General features: G+C 48.2%; 17 protein-coding genes. 9 read left to right on the forward strand and 8 right to left on the reverse strand.

Features of this window, described 5'->3' with window-relative positions:
* The first annotated feature begins 57 nt into the window (after positions 1-57).
* On the forward strand, positions 58-939 hold the full coding sequence (locus tag QUE65_RS07320; RefSeq protein WP_215369499.1) for a patatin-like phospholipase family protein: 882 nt from the start codon (positions 58-60) through the stop codon (positions 937-939).
* A 5-nt stretch (positions 940-944) separates the two neighbouring features.
* Here QUE65_RS07320 and QUE65_RS07325 read toward each other — a convergent pair whose 3' ends face one another.
* The 5 genes from QUE65_RS07325 to QUE65_RS07345 all read right to left on the reverse strand — a co-directional run bounded on the left by QUE65_RS07325 (position 945) and on the right by QUE65_RS07345 (position 7325).
* The gene (locus QUE65_RS07325) at positions 945-1598 is read right to left on the reverse strand and encodes a C40 family peptidase (protein ID WP_286280349.1); all 654 of its coding nucleotides are present in this window, start codon (positions 1596-1598) and stop codon (positions 945-947) included.
* A 93-nt stretch (positions 1599-1691) separates the two neighbouring features.
* Positions 1692-3347, reverse strand: coding sequence for an ABC transporter ATP-binding protein (locus QUE65_RS07330; RefSeq protein WP_286280350.1), 1656 nt, complete (start codon positions 3345-3347; stop codon positions 1692-1694).
* Entirely contained in the window at positions 3344-4369 is a 1026-nt protein-coding gene (locus QUE65_RS07335; protein ID WP_215369502.1) for an ABC transporter permease, read from the reverse strand. Before QUE65_RS07335 ends, QUE65_RS07330 begins: the two co-directional genes overlap by 4 nt.
* Positions 4366-5427 carry a microcin C ABC transporter permease YejB gene (locus QUE65_RS07340; RefSeq protein WP_286282488.1) on the reverse strand — a complete coding sequence of 354 codons (1062 nt, stop codon included), beginning with the start codon at positions 5425-5427 and terminating at the stop codon, positions 4366-4368. The genes QUE65_RS07335 and QUE65_RS07340 overlap by 4 nt, the downstream gene beginning before the upstream one ends.
* Before the next feature lie 8 nt (positions 5428-5435).
* A complete protein-coding gene (locus QUE65_RS07345) occupies positions 5436-7325 on the reverse strand; it encodes an extracellular solute-binding protein (RefSeq protein ID WP_286280351.1) in 1890 nt (629 codons plus the stop codon).
* Between the two features lie 48 nt (positions 7326-7373).
* Between QUE65_RS07345 and fabI the strand changes: the two genes are divergently transcribed.
* The 6 genes from fabI (at position 7374) to QUE65_RS07375 (ending at position 13715) form a co-directional block, all read left to right on the forward strand.
* The gene (gene fabI / locus QUE65_RS07350) at positions 7374-8159 is read left to right on the forward strand and encodes an enoyl-ACP reductase FabI (RefSeq protein ID WP_215369506.1); all 786 of its coding nucleotides are present in this window, start codon (positions 7374-7376) and stop codon (positions 8157-8159) included.
* Positions 8160-8161: 2 nt separating this feature from the next.
* On the forward strand, positions 8162-9514 hold the full coding sequence (chrA, locus tag QUE65_RS07355) for a chromate efflux transporter (protein ID WP_286282491.1): 1353 nt from the start codon (positions 8162-8164) through the stop codon (positions 9512-9514).
* A gap of 44 nt (positions 9515-9558) precedes the next feature.
* Positions 9559-10434, forward strand: a complete 876-nt coding sequence (locus QUE65_RS07360; RefSeq protein ID WP_286280353.1) for an HTD2 family dehydratase — start codon at positions 9559-9561, stop codon at positions 10432-10434.
* Positions 10431-11810, forward strand: coding sequence for an MmgE/PrpD family protein (locus QUE65_RS07365; RefSeq protein WP_286280354.1), 1380 nt, complete (start codon positions 10431-10433; stop codon positions 11808-11810). Before QUE65_RS07360 ends, QUE65_RS07365 begins: the two co-directional genes overlap by 4 nt.
* A gap of 11 nt (positions 11811-11821) precedes the next feature.
* On the forward strand, positions 11822-12667 hold the full coding sequence (locus tag QUE65_RS07370; RefSeq protein ID WP_215369511.1) for an HpcH/HpaI aldolase/citrate lyase family protein: 846 nt from the start codon (positions 11822-11824) through the stop codon (positions 12665-12667).
* A gap of 61 nt (positions 12668-12728) precedes the next feature.
* Positions 12729-13715, forward strand: coding sequence for a Bug family tripartite tricarboxylate transporter substrate binding protein (locus QUE65_RS07375; RefSeq protein ID WP_458574750.1), 987 nt, complete (start codon positions 12729-12731; stop codon positions 13713-13715).
* Positions 13716-13772: 57 nt separating this feature from the next.
* On the opposite strand, the gene QUE65_RS07380 is transcribed toward QUE65_RS07375, so the two are convergent.
* From QUE65_RS07380 to QUE65_RS07390, 3 genes are read right to left on the reverse strand one after another with little or no spacing between them, the layout of a single operon-like run.
* Positions 13773-14450, reverse strand: a complete 678-nt coding sequence (locus tag QUE65_RS07380) for a hypothetical protein (protein WP_286280358.1) — start codon at positions 14448-14450, stop codon at positions 13773-13775.
* Positions 14447-15721, reverse strand: a complete 1275-nt coding sequence (locus QUE65_RS07385; protein WP_286280359.1) for an exo-alpha-sialidase — start codon at positions 15719-15721, stop codon at positions 14447-14449. Before QUE65_RS07385 ends, QUE65_RS07380 begins: the two co-directional genes overlap by 4 nt.
* Positions 15712-17409, reverse strand: a complete 1698-nt coding sequence (locus QUE65_RS07390; protein WP_286280361.1) for an ArnT family glycosyltransferase — start codon at positions 17407-17409, stop codon at positions 15712-15714. The genes QUE65_RS07385 and QUE65_RS07390 overlap by 10 nt, the downstream gene beginning before the upstream one ends.
* Before the next feature lie 219 nt (positions 17410-17628).
* Here QUE65_RS07390 and QUE65_RS07395 point away from each other — a divergent pair, with 219 nt between their 5' ends.
* On the forward strand, positions 17629-17967 hold the full coding sequence (locus QUE65_RS07395) for a c-type cytochrome (RefSeq protein WP_251371827.1): 339 nt from the start codon (positions 17629-17631) through the stop codon (positions 17965-17967).
* 15 nt (positions 17968-17982) lie between these two features.
* The gene (locus QUE65_RS07400) at positions 17983-19257 is read left to right on the forward strand and encodes an NAD(P)/FAD-dependent oxidoreductase (RefSeq protein ID WP_286280364.1); all 1275 of its coding nucleotides are present in this window, start codon (positions 17983-17985) and stop codon (positions 19255-19257) included.
* Positions 19258-19289 lie beyond the last annotated feature (32 nt).

The following is a 19289-nucleotide window of genomic DNA, read 5'->3' on the forward strand; positions in this document are numbered from 1 at the left end:
TACGAGGCAATTTACACCTATCCTCCCATTATAGGGGAGGCTCAATACAATAGCCAAATGTCGCTATTTTCTCCAAATCGTCGCGGATTTTTGCAAGGCTTGGGTCTTGCAGGAATTAGCACCCTCCCCGCATGTGGCTTATTTCGTGAAAGTCCTAAGCCACCGGTCATTGCACTGGTTCTTGGCTCCGGAGCTGCACGTGGCTTTGCGCATATTGGGGTGATTAAGGCTCTCGAAGCTCAAGGAATTCGTCCCAATCTCGTGGTGGGATCAAGCGCAGGGAGTGTCATTGCAGCACTCTATGCCTCTGGTTATAGCGGCCTTGAACTCAATCGGATTGGACTTAATCTGGATGAGGCAGCTCTTGCAGACTGGGCCTATCCGTTTGCTGGACGCTTTGGCGGATTGATTAAAGGTGATGCCTTACAAAGCATGGTTAACCGCGAGGTCCAGAATAAGACGATCGAGCAAATGGCCATGCCCCTCGGAATTGTTGCCACTGAATTGCAAACGGGTAAAGGCGTTCTTTTTCGTCGAGGCGATACTGGTTTAGCAGTTCGTGCATCCTGCGCCGTTCCCGGTGTCTTTCAGCCAGCAGTCATTCAAGGACGTGAATACGTCGATGGCGGATTGGTCGCCCCTGTTCCAGTCCGTTACGCATACGAGATGGGTGCCACTTTTGTAATTGCCGTCAATATCTCTTCCGATGCTAGCGCATTTAATGCGACGGGCACACTGGGTTTGTTACAACAAACGATTAGCATCATGCAACAGAGTATTAATCAATATGAGTTAGCAAAAGCAGATGTCGTTATTACACCCCAACTCAAGCAAATGGGTAGCGCCGACTTCAGGGCGCGTAACGCCGCAATCCTTGCTGGCGAGCTTGCCACTCAAGAAAAAGTAGTGGAGATCAAAGAAAGACTAAAGAAGGTGTAATGCGATTAAAGATTACGTGCTTGAGTCCGTAATTTTTTTGCTTCTTGAATTAAGGCATTGCGCTCCGCATTGCTTAACTCATCGGTCCCATCTAAACGTCTAGCGCCATCAAAGCGCTTATCCCAATAGGTGCTCGCCAAATCATCGACGCGCACTGCTGAACCTTTGGATGGGGAGTGAATAAATTTGTTATCGCCCACGTAAATACCAACATGCGAGAAGGTGAGGCGCATGGTGTTGAAGAACACCAAATCACCCGGCTCCAACTCATCACGAGAAATAGGCTTACCCACTTTACTCATTTGCGAGGACTTTGGTGGGAGTAAAAATCCTAACTTGTCTCTAAACACAAATCGCACAAAACCACTGGCATCCAATCCCGATTGCGGCAGATCGCCATTCCAGCGATACCGTACCCCAATCAGTTGCATCGCTTCATTAATCAAAGCTTCTGTTTTTGTTGAAACAGAATCCACCACTTGATAAGTAAAACGTGCAAAGTAAGACGGGTTGTTCTCAATTCGAACTTCCGGCTTTGGGGCCTCTTTTGCTACTGCGTCAGCACCGGTGTTAGCACTCGCAGTCAACACAAAACCACCCAAAACCATGGCGGTCAGGAACTGAAAAGGCAAAAGGATCATGTGCTTACGAATAGGCATGGGTTGGATTCTAGCAAAGCCTTGGTAAAAGTGAAAGCGGGTTAACCCTTCACTCTAATCAGTAACCAACTGTTTTATATCGATTTTTTATTGCTAGGTTAGCTCAGCAGCACTAAACAAGGTCTTGGTATATCCCTCTTTAGGGTCACGAACCATGGCCTCGGTCTCACCATACTCCACCACCTCCCCGGCTCGCAGAACCATGAGTTCGTGAGACATTGCCCGAATGACAGCCAGATCATGACTAATGATGAGATAGGCCAGGTTGTACTTTTTTTGAAGCTCGCTGAGCAACTTTAAAACCTGTTTTTGGATCGAAACATCCAAGGCCGAGGTGGGCTCGTCCAATACCAATATTTGTGGTTTGAGGATTAATGCACGAGCGATAGCGATACGTTGACGTTGGCCACCAGAGAACTCATGCGGATAGCGTTGCAGCGCAGAGCGGTCTAAACCCACTTCACGCAAGATCTCTACCACTCGACTCTCACGTTCATCATGTGACAAATGCGGTTGATGAACATCCAAACCCTCCGACACAATTTGAAAGATAGTCATGCGTGGCGACAAGGAACCAAAGGGATCCTGAAAAATCACCTGCAAATGGGCGCGCATCGCACGACGCTCGATCGGTCTCAACGATAGCCACGGTTGATCCAAGACCGAGACATCACCTTCCACTTTGGCCGTTGTCTCACCGAGCAACCCCAAGATGGCCATCGCTAATGTTGTTTTTCCTGAACCAGACTCACCAATTACACCAATCGTTTGCCCTTGTTTCAGTTCAAGACTCAAGGGCTTGAGAACTTGATGGCGCTTCGCCTTTGAAAACCAATTTCGCCATCGCATAGAGCCGTTAGCAAAATTAGATTGTGGATAGGACACACTTAATTGGTTGACGGTCAACAAAACAGGGGCTAATGGCACTAGAGGAAGCAGTTCACGCACAGGCTGGCTGTTCACCAATTGCTCAGTGTATGGATTGGTGGGGTGCGAGAAAACTTCATGGGTTGGCCCACACTCCACCAAGCACCCCTGATTTAGAACCCCTACCCGACTTGCAAAATGCTTCACCAAGTTGAGGTCATGGGTGATTAATAAAATCGCCATACCGCCACGCTCTTTCGCTTCCTCTTGCAGGTCCTTTAATAAATCCAATATTTGCAGACGCAAACTCACGTCTAAGGCAGTGGTGGGCTCATCGGCAATCAGTAGGCGTGGTTTGCATGCTAGCGCCATCGCAATCATGGCGCGTTGACGTTGCCCACCCGATAGTTGATGGGGATAGGCATAAAAACGTTCTTCTGGTTGCGGGATCCCCGTTTTCTTGAGGAGTGCAATCGCAGTATGGCGGCACTCCTCCATCGGCATCAAAGGTTCATGGACTTGCACCGCTTCAACAATTTGATTACCAATCGTGAATAAAGGGTTAAGTGCGGTCATCGGTTCTTGAAAGATCATCGCGATCTCACGCCCCCGAATCTCCCGAATCCGTTCAATCGATAAGTCCAAGAGATTTTCTTCTTTGCCATCCTCACGCTGCCAAAGAATACGGCCCTGTAAACGCGCGCCCTCTGGAGTAAGGCGCAATGGTGCAAGCGCAGAGAGTGTTTTGCCTGAGCCAGATTCACCAACTAGGGCAATCCGCTCACCTGGCTGAATACTGAGATCCAAATCGCGGACGGCAAACTTTTCGCGTCGGCCTGCGCCAAACGAGATAGAGAGTTGCTCATAGCGAAGCAAACTCATGCTCGCGCTCCGGTTAGCGGATTACTCTTGCGTGCATCAAACGCATCTCGCAATGCTTCACCCATAAACGTTAATAAAAGTAAGGTACCCCCGAGCACAAAGAAGGTTGATAGCGAAATCCACCACGCATCGAGGTTTGCCTTCCCCTGCGATAGCAACTCGCCTAAGCTAGGCGTTCCGGGTGGCACTCCTAAACCCAAGAAGTCCAAACTGGTGAGCGACAAAATCGCTGCACTCATCCGAAATGGCAAAAAGGTAATGACGGGGGTTAAGCTGTTTGGCAAGATATGACGCCGCATAATTTGGGCATTCGTAAGCCCTAAGGCTTTAGCTGCTCGCACATACTCGAGGGCCCGATTGCGAAAGAACTCGGCGCGCACATAATCAGATAAACCCATCCACCCAAATGCAGCCAACAAAATAATTAACAAAAGAACGCTGGGATTAAAGATCGAAGCAAAAATAATCAGTAGATACAACTCAGGCATCGCTGACCAAATCTCAATGATGCGCTGGGTGATGAGGTCAAAGCGTCCTCCAAAAAATCCCATGAGCGCACCGGTGATCACTCCAATCACCACACCCACCACAGTCAACGCAATACCAAACAGTATCGATAAACGAAATCCATAAATGAGACGCGCCAATACATCACGACCACGATCGTCCGTACCCAACCAGTTCTCTGCGGATGGTGCCGCGGGATTTGGCTCTTTAGCAAAGTAATTGAGAGTCTCATAGCTGTACGGAATGATGGGGTATATCGCCCAGTTCGCGCCATCGGTAATGTTCTTCTTGATATCCGGATCCAAATAATCAGTGCGCGTCGCAAAGTCGCCACCAAACACTGTCTCTGGATAATTTTTTACCAATGGGAAATAGAATTTGCCCTCGTAGCGCACTACCAAGGGCTTGTCGTTCGCAATCAACTCCGCGCATAGACTCAAGCCGAAGAGGATCGAAAAAATCCACAAGCTGATATAGCCTAAGCGATTGGCTTTGAAGCGCAGCCATTTGCTCACGATCCACCCCCAGAGCCAAATTGGATGCGGGGGTCCACCAGCACATAGCAAAGATCTGAGATTAATTTGGTAACAAGACCAATCAAGGTAAATAAATAAAGTGTGCCAAAGACTACGGGGTAATCCCTACGCATCACCGCTTCATACGAAAGCAAACCTAAGCCATCTAAAGAAAATAAGGTTTCAATCAAGAGTGAGCCTGCAAAGAAGGCCCCAATAAATGCCGCGGGGAATCCAGTAATTAGCGGGATTAGGGCATTCCGAAAGACATGTTTCCACAAAACCTTGTTTTCACTCACGCCTTTTGCCCGTGCAGTGAGTACATACTGCTTTCGAATCTCTTCTAAAAAAGAATTTTTTGTGAGCATCGTGATCACTGCAAAGCTACCGAGTACGGATGCTGTAATCGGCAAGACCAAATGCCAGAGATAATCCAATACTTTGCCAATCAGACTGAGCTCGCCCCAGTTGTCGGAGGTTAGGCCTCGCAGAGGAAAAATTTGCAGAAAACTGCCACCACCAAAAAGTACCAATAGCAATACACCCAAAACAAACCCTGGGATCGCATAGCCCACCAAAATCATTGTGCTGGTGACGCGATCAAAGCGCGTGCCATCTCGAACTGCCTTAGCAATTCCCAAGGGAATGGACGCTAAATAACTAATAAAGAATGTCCATAGACCAATGCTGATGGAGACAGGAAGCTTCGAGATCACCAAATCCCAAACACTTTTGTGTTGGTAATAACTCTGTCCTAGATCAAATTGCGCAAAGCGTTTGAGCATCATGAAATACCGCTCAAGCGGGGGTTTATCAAAGCCATACAAGGCTTTAACTTGCTCAAGCCGCTCTGCATCCACCCCTTGACGACCTCGGTAAGTAACCCCTCCTCCCGAGGACTCACCACCCACCGCTGCATCGCCCTTACCTTTCAGTTCGAGCATCAGCTGCTCTACTGGCCCACCAGGAACAAACTGCACCACCGCGAAGGTCAAGGTCAAAACCCCGAGTAAAGTGGGGATCATCAGTAGGATCCGTTTGATGATGTAGATTAGGATTTCGGAGTTCATTGACGTACCCCTTGCTGCCACCATAAGGACAAGATCCAAGACTCGGCAGAAAAATACAGTGGAGGATTGGGGTAACCCATTTCTTTACGGTACGCAATCCGATGAGTCGGACTATACCAATGGGGTACCACATAGTAACTATTCCAAAGGACGCGATCGAGCGAGCGCGTTGCTGCTTGCAACTGTTCTCTGGTTTCTGCTCGAACAATCGCATCAATGAGCGCATCCACAACGGGAGATTGCACACCAATCACATTGTCGGAGCCCTTCTCTTTTGCTGCTGCACTTCCATAGCGGTCGTAGAGCTCATTGCCAGGGCTTTGGGTGTCAGGGAAGCGAATGGTGGTCATATCAAAATCATAGTCATCCATCCGTTTTTGATGTAGTGCAAAGTCGCTGGTACGAATATCAACTTTGATCCCTAACTTTTCAAGATTTCGTACATAGGCGGTCAGAATCCGCAAAAAGAATGGGCCATCCTCCACAATCTCAAATCGGAACACTTCGCCCTTCGCATTACGTAATGCGCCATCGCGGTACGTCCACCCAGCTTCGGCCAGTAACTCTTTTGCTTTACGAAGGTTGGTGCGCAAACTACTTGGTGGCGCAGTGCTCGGCGCTGACGGCATCGCCCCAAAGACTGCCTCGGGTACAAATTGGGGATACTTCTCTTGCAAGGGTTTTAAGAGTTTGAGTTCTGCAGCAGTAGGAACGGTCTCGCCGTTGTAATTTGCACTCAGATCGCTATTTTGAAAGTAGCTGTTAATGCGGCTGTATTGATCATAAAAAAGTTGGCGATTTAGCCATTCGAAATCCAGTGCATACCCGAGTGCCTTACGAACTCGTGCATCTTGAAAAATGGGTCGCCGCAAGTTCATCGCAAAACCTTGCATTCCCGCGCCATTGTGATTGGGGAAAGCTTTCTTAATTAAAGTGCCATTATTAAATTTGGGGCCCACATAACTCTTTGCCCAATTTTTGGCACGGTACTCCACGAGTGCATCAAATTCTCCTGCTTTAAACGCCTCTAAGCGTACCGCATCGTCGCTATAGAGTTTGTAGACAATTCGATCAAAATTAAAGAAACCCACTCGTACATTAACTTTATTTCCCCAATAGTTTGGGTTGCGTTTGTAGATCATCGATTTACCAGCGCGGTACGACTCAATCACATAAGGACCGCTGCCAATCGGATGTTCAAAAGTAATCTTGTCAAAAGGGGTGTGGCTGCCATCGGCTTTTCTGCCCCAGTGTTTAGAAAAAATCGGTAAGCCGCCAACCATGAGGGGTAGCTCGCTATTGCGAACCTTAAAGTCAAAACGAATCACCCGCTCCGATACGACGACGGCTTGCTTCACATCTGCGTAGATGGTGCGGTACTGTGGATTGGCAAGCTTACTGATGAGCGTATCAAAACTATGTTTGACATCGTCTGCCAAAATTGGACTGCCATCCGAGAACTGTGCCTCGGGTCGAAGCCGAAAGGTTACCGACATCTGGTCTGCGGCCACCTTAATGTCTTCAGCAATCAAACCGTACACACTAGACACCTCATCCGCACTTCCCACCGCCAATGACTCAAACATCAAAGCGCCAATCCCCGGGGCGGTCACACCCCGCAAGGTAAAGGGGTTGAACTTATCAAAACTCGTACGACGATCCGGATTAGGGAGCGTGAGTGTTCCACCCCGAGGCGCATTTGGATTGACATAGTCAAAATGGGCAAAACCATCGGCATATTTGGGCTTGCCATATTGCGCAATACCCTGTGCGGCCCCAGCGCTCGAGGGGCAAATCAGTATCCAACACAGGATTGCAATGCCCAAAGGACGCCAATGAGCCCAAAACTGGCAAGGCAGTAATCGTAGGGGTAATTGGCTTAGCATATGCAACAATTGTAGATAGCAAATCAATTTTGAAGTAAAGGACTCATCATGGCTTATTTAAGCGGTAAACGCATCCTAATTACCGGGCTTCTCTCCAACCGCTCAATTGCCTATGGAATTGCCAAGGCCTGCCACCGCGAGGGTGCCGAACTTGCATTTACCTATGTGGGTGAACGCTTTAAAGACCGGATCACTGAATTTGCAAAGGAATTCAATAGCTCACTCATTTTTGATTGCGATGTGGGTAGTGATGAACAAATCCATGCACTGTTTGAGGAGCTTGGCAAATCGTGGCCCCAATTTGATGGCTTTGTCCATTCCATTGGGTTTGCACCCCGTGAGGCAATTGCCGGTGATTTTCTGGAGGGCTTAAGTCGCGAGGCATTCAAGATTGCCCACGATATCTCAGCATACAGCTTTCCGGCAATGGCCAAAGAGGCCCTGCCCATGCTAAGTCCCAATGCGGCCCTTCTTACCCTGACCTATTTGGGGTCATTGCGTAATGTTCCCAATTACAACACCATGGGATTAGCCAAAGCCTCTCTTGAAGCATCTGTCCGTTATTTGGCAGGCTCACTTGGACCTAAGGGAATTCGGGTCAATGGTATTTCAGCAGGTCCGATCAAAACCCTAGCCGCCTCCGGAATTAAAGGGTTTGGGAAAATTCTGGATGCCGTTGAAAAAACAGCCCCGCTACGACGCAATGTGACCGTCGATGATGTTGGTAATGCTGCCTCATTCTTACTATCCGATTTAGCAAGCGGTATCACCGCTGAAATCATCTATGTGGATAACGGCTTTAGCCAAGTGGTCGGTGGGATGGACGAGGTTTAAAAATCGATTCTTCGAATCAAACCCAAGTACAAATACCGCTTCGAGAGGCGCTAGCCTACTGGCTCAAACTCGGATTTATTAGTTTTGGCGGACCGACCGCTCAGATTGCCATGATGCATGATGAGTTGGTTGAGAAAAAACGCTGGATCTCCGAGCGTCGTTTTTTACACGCTCTCAATTACTGCATGCTGCTTCCCGGTCCAGAGGCACAGCAATTAGCCACCTACTTAGGTTGGCTCATGCATCGAACTTGGGGTGGCATCTTGGCTGGCACCTTGTTTATTCTCCCCTCATTGATTATTTTGATCGCGTTGTCCTGGATTTACATTGCGTATGGACAAACCCCTGTCATATCCGCTCTTTTTTTTGGAATTAAGTCAGCCGTTACGGCCGTTGTGATCATGGCTGTTATTCGTATTGCTAAGAAAAGTGTGTACAACAGGCAACTTATCTTGGTAGCGATCACCTCTTTTGTTGCCATCTTTGCCTTCAACCTTCCTTTTCCATTAATTATTTTAAGTGCTGGTCTCTATGGCTACTATCTAGGTAAACATCAGCCCATCCTGTTTTCAAAATCTAGCAACGACCATAAAACTACCGCTTCAAATGCCGGTTCGGCAATCATTGGTGACCATACCCCTTTGCCAGCGCATGCGGGCTTTTCGAAGATAAAACTCATACGCCAACTGGGCGCTGCCAGTCTTTTATGGCTCATCCCAATCTTTATTCTGCATGCGCTTTTCGGCTGGGGCGGTCTATATACTCAATTGGCTTGGTTTTTTACCAAAGCTGCTCTACTAACCTTTGGCGGAGCATACGCTGTCTTGCCATACGTGTATCAAAGTACTGTGGAGCACTATCAATGGCTGAGCGCCGCACAAATGATGGATGGTTTGGCGCTTGGCGAAACGACGCCCGGTCCACTCATCATGATCGTTGCCTTTGTCGGTTTTGTAGCCGCTTACTCGCAAGAGCTATGGATTGGGGGCTCATTGTTCTTGATGGGCGCATTAGGGGCGGTGGTGGCGACATGGTTTACCTTCCTACCGTCTTTTTTATTCATTTTGATAGGTGCTCCATTCATTGAATCAACCCATGGAAATTTACGCTTTACCGCACCCCTAACGGCAATTAGTGCAGCAGTCGTAGGTGTGATTACAAATCTCGGTGTGTTCTTTGCCTATCACCTATTTTTTCCACAAGGTCCATCTAATAGTCCATCGCTGATATCAATTGCCATCTGTGCCATTGCTTTATTTCTCCTGATTCGTTTGAAGTGGGGAGTGATTTCGATTATTGGGCTCTCAGGCGGATTAGGCCTTTTACTGGCTCCCAATGGTCTTTTGTTTTCATAGGTATTGATCGATGAGCCTGATGCCAAACTTGGCATAATGGCGTCATGAGAATCGACGAAGCCACACTATCCCATCTTCAAGAGTGGATTGGTAAATCCGAGCGATACCCAGATCAAGTGACTGCCGCTCCTTACCGTGCTCTTTCTGCAACCCTTGATCGCAATGACCCTGAGCCCAATCCGGGAGTCTTTCTTCCTGAGTTATGGCACTGGTTATATTTCTTACCACATCCCCAGCAGTCAGAAATCGGTCCTGATGGTCATGCAAAACGAGGTGGCTTCTTGCCGCCCGTCCCACTTCCGCGCCGCATGTGGGCTGGTGGCCGACTGCGTTGGGTGGGTGAGTTGCAAATTGGCGATACGATCGAACGCGTATCAACAATCAAGTCCGTCACACACAAATCAGGCCGCACGGGTGATTTGCTATTTGTCTTAGTTGAGCATCAAATCTCCAATCAAAAAGGTCTTGTTCTAACTGAAGAACATGACATTGTCTATCGCGCAGCCCCAAGTCCTGATGAGAAACCCCCTGCCCCAACGCCCGCCCCACAGGATGCGCAGTGGACTAAGGTCATCAATCCCGATCCAGTTCTTCTGTTTCGCTACTCCGCGCTCACCTTTAATGGACACCGGATTCATTACGACCGCAGTTACGTTACACAAGAGGAAGGGTATCCTGGTCTCATCGTGCATGGCCCCTTGATCGCCACACTTCTTGTGGATTTAGTCAGAGAACATCATCCTGGCAGAAAACTGCAGTCCTTTGAGTTCAGAGCAATTCGTCCAACCTTTGATATCCATCGCATGAAAGTCAACGCCGCCTTAGATGGTGATGATCCGAGCGGTCAAACCTTGCGGGTTTGGTCAGAAGATCATGAGGACTGGCTCACCATGCAAGCCAAAGCAGTCTTGAGTCCATGACGATGGGTCCTCATTACTCCGCAGAGCTTGCGCGCTTTGCAAGCCAATTGCAATTTGAGGATATTCCGAAAGATGTTATTTCACGGGCCGAAGATTTATTAGTGGATTGGTTTGCCTCGACCGTTGGTGGCAAAGGATCGAAACCGGTTGAGATCATCACGCAATTTGCCCAATCGATGGGACCGGTATCGCAACCTGCAATTGCCGGATCTGCTGAAATCATTGTGTCGCGCTCCTTGTCGAGCCCATTTCTTGCTTGCTTAGCCAATGCAGCCGCATCGCACGTGGTTGAACAAGATGATGTTCATAATGGTTCGGTATTTCACCCAGGAACGATCGTATTTCCTGCGGCATTAGCCCTTGCTCAGGCCAAACAACTCAGTGGTCGCGAGTTCTTAACGGCGGCGGTGGTTGGCTATGAAGTCGGCATTCGTGTTGGTGAATTCTTAGGTCGCTCCCACTACAAAATTTTTCATACCACCGGTACCGCGGGTACATTAGCTGCCGCCGCAACCGTCGGTCGCTTACTCAAACTCAATCCCCAGCAGATGCTTCATGCCTTCGGCTCTGCGGGTACCCAATCTGCGGGTCTATGGGAATTTCTTCGCGACGCTGCCGATTCCAAACAACTGCATACTGCGCATGCCAGCGCCACTGGCCTAATGTCCGCCTACTTGGCACAGGCCGGATTTACTGGCGCTCAGAAAATACTGGAGGGTGTGCAAGGTCTTGCGGCAGGAACATCGACTGACGCCAACCCAGAAAAATTGATTGATCGCTTGGGCTCACGCTGGTGTTTGGCGGAGACCTCCTTTAAGTATCACGCCTCGTGTCGCCACACCCATCCAGCAGCCGATGCGCTATTGCAGGTCATCCAAAAACACGCAGTCAGTATGGCTGACATTGACCGCATTGAGACCTTGGTGCACCAAGGAGCCATCGATGTTCTTGGTCCCGCTAGTGATGCGACGACCCTGCATCAATCCAAGTTTTCCATGGGCACGGTTCTTGCGCTCATCTGCAAGTTTCAGTTTGCAGGCCTTGATGAGTTTGCTACACACTTTAACGATCCTGAGATTTGCGCGCTACGCAATCGAGTCAGTATGATTTTAGATCCCGAAGTTGATAAGGCTTACCCGCAGAGGTGGATTGGTAAGGTGAAGGTATACCTAAAGAATGGTCAGGTTTATGAAGGCCGCGTCGATGAGCCTAAAGGTGATCCAGGCAATACACTGACCCGAGCGGAAATTAAAGACAAGGCTTTGCGTCTAGCTGCATTCAGTGGCGGTGCCACTGAATCCGAGATGCACGATGCGATTGCATTGCTATTTGATATTCGCCGGGTAAATACTGTTCCTTTTATTTTTTCCAAATAAGGATTGCTGCTATGAACCTTCCCCACTTACTGCTAAGTGATGCGTGTTGCTTCTTGTTTGTTCCAGCGAATCAACCGGAGCGTTACAGCAAAGCACTAGCAAGCGGAGCGCAAGGTGTCATTATTGATTTAGAAGATGCGGTTGGTCTAGACGACAAGCCCAAAGCACGTGATCTACTCAAACAACATTGGTCAGCGATTTCAGAGACGGATAAAGAGCGGATTGTGGTTCGCTGCAACGCTCCAGGCTCACCCTTTTATGCAGCCGATTTAGTATTGCTTAAAGAATTGCAAGTGCCATGCCTCATGATCCCAAAAACAGAAACGCGCGATCACATCAATGGCGCTGCAAGAGAACTACCGAACACTGCATTCATCCCAATGATCGAAACCCCACTTGGTTTGCACCATTTAAATGAGATTGCGAGCTCGTCACAGGTTTTGCGACTTGCGCTAGGTAACTTTGATATGCAAGTGGAACTGGGTATTAGCTGCGATGAGAATGAAACCGAACTGGATACCGCCAGATTCATGATGACCCTGGCATCAAAATTGGTCAGTATTGCCCCGCCAATTGATGGGGTTACTCAGTCCACAAGCGATGTCGACCTCATTTTTGCACATGCACATAAAGCCAGACGTTTTGGCTTTGGTGCCAAGTTGTGCATACATCCAAAGCAAATACCCGTTGTGAAACAAGCTTTTACCCCTACTCCTCAAGAGGTCGACTGGGCTCAACGGGTGATTGCAGCAGATAAGGCCTCTGGGGGACAAGCCGCCAAAGTGGATGGGAAGATGATCGATCGGCCGGTCGTCATGCTTGCGCGCCGCATCTTAAGCTTGGCTGGTAATCCCTAGGTTTTTCGCTAAAAATCCATGGCAAAATGGCGTTTGCTTTATCCCTTACGGAGACTTTTGAATGAAATTAAATAAACCTTTAAATGCATTACTTGCTGCGGTGATGGGTGCTGGTCTGTTATTGACCGGAACAGCAAACGCGCAAAAATACCCTGATAAGCCAATTAGCTTAGTGGTACCGTTTGCAGCTGGTGGTCCAACCGATACGATTGCCCGCTTACTCGCAACCAATATGAGTAAAACACTTGGTCAAACCGTTGTGGTTGAAAACGTCGCTGGTGCCGGTGGTACCGTTGCTTCTGCCAAGGTTGCCAAATCCAAACCCGATGGTTACACCATTTATATCCACCACATGGGTATGGCCACTGCTCAAGCGCTGTATGACAAGTTGCCCTACGATCCCCTCAAAGATTTTGAGTACATCGGTCAAGTTGCAGATGTACCAATGGTGCTTTTGGGCAGCAAAAACTTCCCACCGAATAACTTCAAAGAGCTTGAGGCATACATCCGCGCCAATAAAGACAAGGTAACAATGGCCAATGCAGGTCCAGGTGCCGTGTCCCAACTGTGCGGATTGATTTTCCAGAGCCGTTTGGGTGTGCGTGTAACCACTGTTCCCTACAAAGGAACTGGCCCAGCCTTGACCGACTTAGTTGGTGGTCAAGTAAATATTTTGTGCGACCAAACTACCCAAACCATTCCGTTCATCAAAGACGGCAAGGTTAAGGTCTATGGCGTAACTACTCCCAAGCGTCTTTCTGCCCTCCCCAATGTTCCAACCTTGGATGAGCAAGGCATGAAAGGCTTTGATGTGAAGGTATGGCACGGTATTTATGCTCCGCTTGGCACACCAAAACCAATTTTGGATCGTTTAAATGCTGCCCTCAAGAAGGCATTGACCGATCCTGATCTAAAGGCTCGCTTAGATTCCTCAAACATTGATATCGTTCCTGTTTCGAAGCAAAACGGTGAGTCACTCAAAGCTCACTTAGATGCCGAGATCAACCGTTGGGGTCCAATCATTCGCAAAGCCAACATTCCTGATTAATCCGTTGCGCTTTCAATGATTCCGAGGCCGGTGCAAACCGGCCTTTTTATTTGGGTGTTAGCCAAACATCCGACCGCGCTTAGGACGCGACATCAGACTTGCATCCATGCTCCATTCATTGGCATCATCGGCCTGAGGTCTTCCCCAAATTACCCATCGGATACTAAGCCCAATTGCCCAGACTGCGAGAAATGGATCTAATAAGTAATCCCATAAATTAATTGACTCATGCCAATGAATCGACCAGGCAATCACGGTAATGGAGATCATGAACGCTTCCCAAGAGTGCTTGGCAAAGAAATAAATTGCAGCAACTAACAAAACGGTTCCCACGAAAACACTGGAATGATAGCCCCACGCATAGGGATCAAACATGGTGAATCCCAAAGCAAAGGGATAAAACAAAATAGCCACTACTGCAATTAGGATTGGAGTAATGCTTGCAATACGAAACGCATTCAGTCCACTCCATGTACAAATGATTAGCATTAGACTCAAAATACTCAAATCACCAGTTACTCCCCGAATATAGGCAGCAAACGGCAAACTCCATGGTGCGCCAATGGCTCCGAACGGGGCAAGTAAAACAAGTGATCCAATGCTCACCAAGAGAAGTCCTGGAATAAGCCCATAGCCGATATTCAGAGTGGCTCGAATCAGATGTAAAAAAATAATGCTGGTAATGAGACTAATCTCAATTAGCGGTAGTTGATGAATCAAGGTGGAAAGCGTCATTGCGACCTATCCGTTTCTGATTTGATATGTTGTAAATACGACTGTAGATAACCAGCGTCCCAAAGGATTGACTTCATTCGTTTGCGATTCCAGGTATAGACCAATAAGACTTGACCTTGTTGGTTCAGGCTCATATAGGGATAAGAGAACTCTTCTTTTGGATTCGTTGTTGAGGCGGTCTCATCCTCAAGAACCGCAATTGTCTTCCAGGGCGAATAGTTGCTCTTTGCCGACTGACTACTATCTGCTTTGGCTGGATTAGGCCACGCTGCTGCAAGTACGAGGCGATGACGCCCGTGTTCTAAATCATTAAAGACCATCAAACGGGTTCGATCCGATAACTCCACTCCAGTGATGGCTGCATTGGGATTGGCTAGCCCTAAATCGGGCGCTAACTCCCAACGCTCACCAGCACTTGCTGTATGGCTTACAGGAATTTGCTTGGGGCCCGTGCGACGGGCTTGACGAAAATACGCACTTGCATGCTTAGCATCATCGATAAAGACGATGGGTTGCAAGGTACCACGGCCCGAGGACATCCGTCGTTTATCCAGTATTTGACCAGTCGGATCGAGTCGTATGAGCTCACCATATTTACCAATCCACTCGTGATAAACCGGGATTCCCATCGTGCCGTCTGCAAACAAAAACCCCGAACCCTTCACTAGGGTGCTGAGATTGAGTAAAGGCGTGGTGATTAGGCGTTTTGGTCCAGACCAAGTGACTCCATCATCATCGGAGTGCATCACACTGATTGAGCTACCTGCCCAACCACCAATCGAGACTGCCACCACATAAAGTTGTAATTGCCCATTGATATTGCGCATCGGTACAGGGTTACCCAGCTTGGCAATGTAGCGTCCAAGACCTGCTTGCGCACCCTCTCGATCCAAAACCACACTCGCGGGTCCCCATTGCTTAATCACTGAATCCCAGGTTGCACTCAAAATGACTACATCGGCCGCACCTTCTCGTGAACCGGCAAACCAAAAAGCCCGCCAGTTTCCATCCTTTAGGGGAATAACGCTCGCCGCGTGCACCGACGGTCTTGTCGTGTCAGGCAACCACTCCGTTAATCCTTGCAATGTCGGTGGATTAACGATGGGCTTCGTTTTAGAATAAGTAGGAGCACTTGAGGGGGTTAGTTCGGTAGTGGATTGCTCAACCGGAACCTGAAAATCAGCCCAGGTCGGATGATCATGCAACTGAAAATACGCCATTGCGATTGCCACGATTAGGAATACAAATGCCAGTACCCGCATCATCGGCATGCGTCTTTCTCGGGGGCTGCATCCTTACCGATATTAAATGGGGCAAATACGATGTACTCTTTCACGAAGAGATTGTCGCTTACTTGGCCCAGTAGCATCGCCTTAATCTCGTCAGATGAATGCCGAGCACGCATCTCTAGGCGCTCACCGATCACCTCACAATCGGGGCATGGAGTAAATTTCGTATTGACGGGAGCCTGAACTGCGAATAAGGAGTATTGATTCGCTAACTGCGTAAGATTTTTAGCTTCGCTCGCTGGGTAACCTTTGATATTCGCGCCCGGGATCAAAAACCGATACTCCTCATCCTTGGCCCGAAAGTCACAAGGGAACCACACCGTCTTACCTTGAAGTGCGGCAATGGTTTTCGCATCAAAGCGCCCTGCAGCTCCATCGAGCGGCATGATGCTGCTGCTTAAAGATAGAACAGTGAGAAAACAAGCAAGCAGCGTTGCTGTTTTGGTAAAGCGAGCCTGAAATAGCCCAATCAAAACAATGGCAATTGCACCGATGAGTAAAAACCAATGCCATATTGGATACGACCAAAGATTGATATTCCAAGAGAGCCATGCCAAGGCTATTAAAACAATACCCTGCAATACCAAGCCAAGCCAAAAGGTCCAGCGACTAAGTTGCTGCCAATGCATGGCCAATAAGATGGCAATCGCTGGCATGATGGGCAATAAATATCGACCCGAACGCTGGCTAGGTAGGGAAAAGATGATAAAAAATACCGCAATCCAAATCCACAGTAATTTCTCTTCCGTGCTCATCGATTTGCGATCACGAATCGCCAGATAAAAGAGGTTAAATACTGCGAATGCTAAAAATCCGGCATTTGCTACCCCAGTCACTAAAAGCATGCCCACACTATCTCCACCCCAGACAAAGTCTTTCAGATAGCTCGTATTCCTGGCAGCAAACTTACCCGCATTCTCACCAATCACGAATTCATTCCAGATCGCCATGGGATCGGGATCGAAGACAAACCACAGCGCGAATAAACCTAATGCAATCAGGCCAATCGAGATTACTTTGAAAAGATCGCGTTGAATGCATTCCATCACCCGACAATCGCGCCATTGCCAATACCAAAGAGTTAATACTAGGCAAGCAGGCACGATGTAGGCTACCGACTTGTACAGCAATGCAAAGCCAAAGGCGCTACCCGTGATCAGAGGAAATACCAATTTAGACTCGATGAGCCGTTTACCAACAATCAGCAACAGAAAAAATGGGAGAGAAAGCCAAAAGATCTCTGGGGGTTCGGCTAGATACGGACGCCCATAGCGATAGGTATTAAAGAAGGCAAGCCAAATAACCCCTGCCAATACGCCAGCCGAGAGATTTTTACTGATTGCGATTGCACTCAACACAATCAGAAGAGTAGTGAGCGCGGTGTACACCAAACTTGGCCAGCGTAGATTAAAGAGTGACCATCCCGCACCATGATTGGTTGAGAGCATGCCCTGCCAAAACAACAATGGTGGTTTGGTATTTTTGATACCAACCATTTCTGACTGCAACGGTAACCATGCATCCGCGGCATTGGTCATACGGACAATATGGGTATATGGGTATTCATCGCCATTCTTCGGAGCAAAGCGACTATCGACGCCATAAAAATAGGTAACGCATGCCAAAACGAGCCCAAACAGAATCGAAGGAATGGAGATGGGCGCTTGCATAATCAATAGTTTATTAGCCTAGCGTTTAAGGCTCTTTATTTACTGGAAGTATTTCCATAAAACCTAGGGAAAACCTTAATCCTAAGGAATCGTTCGGGTTATATGATTATGACTATTAAGTATTGAAACCATGGGATATTTCTTTCGATATTGCCCATCAATCAATTAATATCACGGATGCTTTTGTTGTTTGAATGAAAACCAATGGAGATTATCAAAATGCACTTTCCATCTGTCCATCAGCTCAAGGTCATGGGGCTTAGTATCGGCACTGTAGGTCTACTATCCTTTAGTGGCCTTGCGGTTGCACAAACCAGTCCTGCCAATATCAATCAAATGTCCTTGGCAGCTACTTGTGCGAATTGCCATGGCACGAATGGTGTTGGTGTTCCAAATGCGGGCATGCCTCAAATTAATCATTTATCGCCCGATGCCATGTTGACTCAACTCAAAGCGTTTAAGAGCGGTGCGCGCACTGGAACCATCATGCATCAATTAGCTAAAGGCTATACCGATGAGCAACTCCAAACCATTGCCAATGTGCTTGGCAAAAAATAATTGAGGATAAAAAAAATGGATCGTCGTCACTTTTTAGGTGTTAGTTCCGCAGCATCGTTAGGTGTATTGGCTGGTTGTGCTAGCCCTCCCGTCAATATTAGTAAAGCTAATGTAGTCGTCGTCGGGGGTGGGTACGGTGGTGCTACCGCCGCGAAGTATGTGCGGATGTTTTCGAACAACACTGCTCAAGTTACTTTAATTGAACCGAATGCAGAATTTATCTCCTGCCCAATGTCGAACCTAGTTGTTGGTGGTCACACCACCATCGCCAATATCTCGACTCCCTATGACAACTTGACCAAGCGCCATGGCATTAAGGTTGTCAAAGACATGGTGGCTTCCATTGACGCGAAGCAAAAGACCATTCGTTTAGCCTCGGGTGGCTCAATGAAATACGACAAGCTAATCCTGTCGCCTGGCATTGGTCTGATGACAGAAACCATCAAAGGTTTGGACAAAGCAAATCAAGAGGGTGTGACGGTCCAAGCATGGAAAGCTGGCCCTGAAACTGTCCTCTTGCGCAAGCAACTCGAGTCCATGAAAGATGGTGGCGTATTCGCTATTTCAATCCCGATGGCACCCTACCGCTGCCCTCCCGGACCTTATGAGCGCGCCTGCCAAGTCGCCAGTTACTTTAAGCAATTTAAGCCCAAGTCGAAGGTATTAATCCTTGATGCCAATGACGATGTGGTTTCGAAAGGTGGTCTCTTCAAAAAGGCTTGGGCCTCCATGTATGCCGGCATGATTGAATACCGTCCGAAACACAATGTAGTTGAGGTTGATAGCAAAACCAAGACGCTCAAATTTGACGTACAAAATGACGTCAAAGCTGATGTATTGAATGTTTTGCCCCTCATGCGCGCTGGCGATATCGCAGTACGTACCGGTATTGCGAATTCGAATGCCCGGTGGGTGAATGTCAACTACATCAATTTTGAATCGACTGCCGCCAAAGACATCCACGTTCTTGGTGATTCGATTCAGATTGCACCACTAATGCCCAAATCAGGCCATATGGCCAACTCGCATGCCAAAGTTGCGGCAGCAGCGATCGTTGCTGAACTTGGTGGTTTTGAAGTCAATCAAAATCCAGTTCTCACCAATACCTGCTACAGCTTTGTGAGTGCCGATGAAGTGGTTCACGTTGCCAGCGTCCATCAGTACGATGCCAAAGATAAGACCTTCAAGACCGTTCCAGGCTCAGGTGGCCTATCCGCCGAAGCCAGTAAGTTGGAAGGGGTTTACGCTTGGGGTTGGGCTCGTAACATTTGGGCAGACAGCCTGGGTTAATCAACTACTTGCCTTAGGAAAAGCCAAGCGCT

The organism is Polynucleobacter sp. HIN8 (assembly GCF_030297615.1).
In the GTDB taxonomy this organism is placed as follows: Bacteria; Pseudomonadota; Gammaproteobacteria; order Burkholderiales; family Burkholderiaceae; genus Polynucleobacter.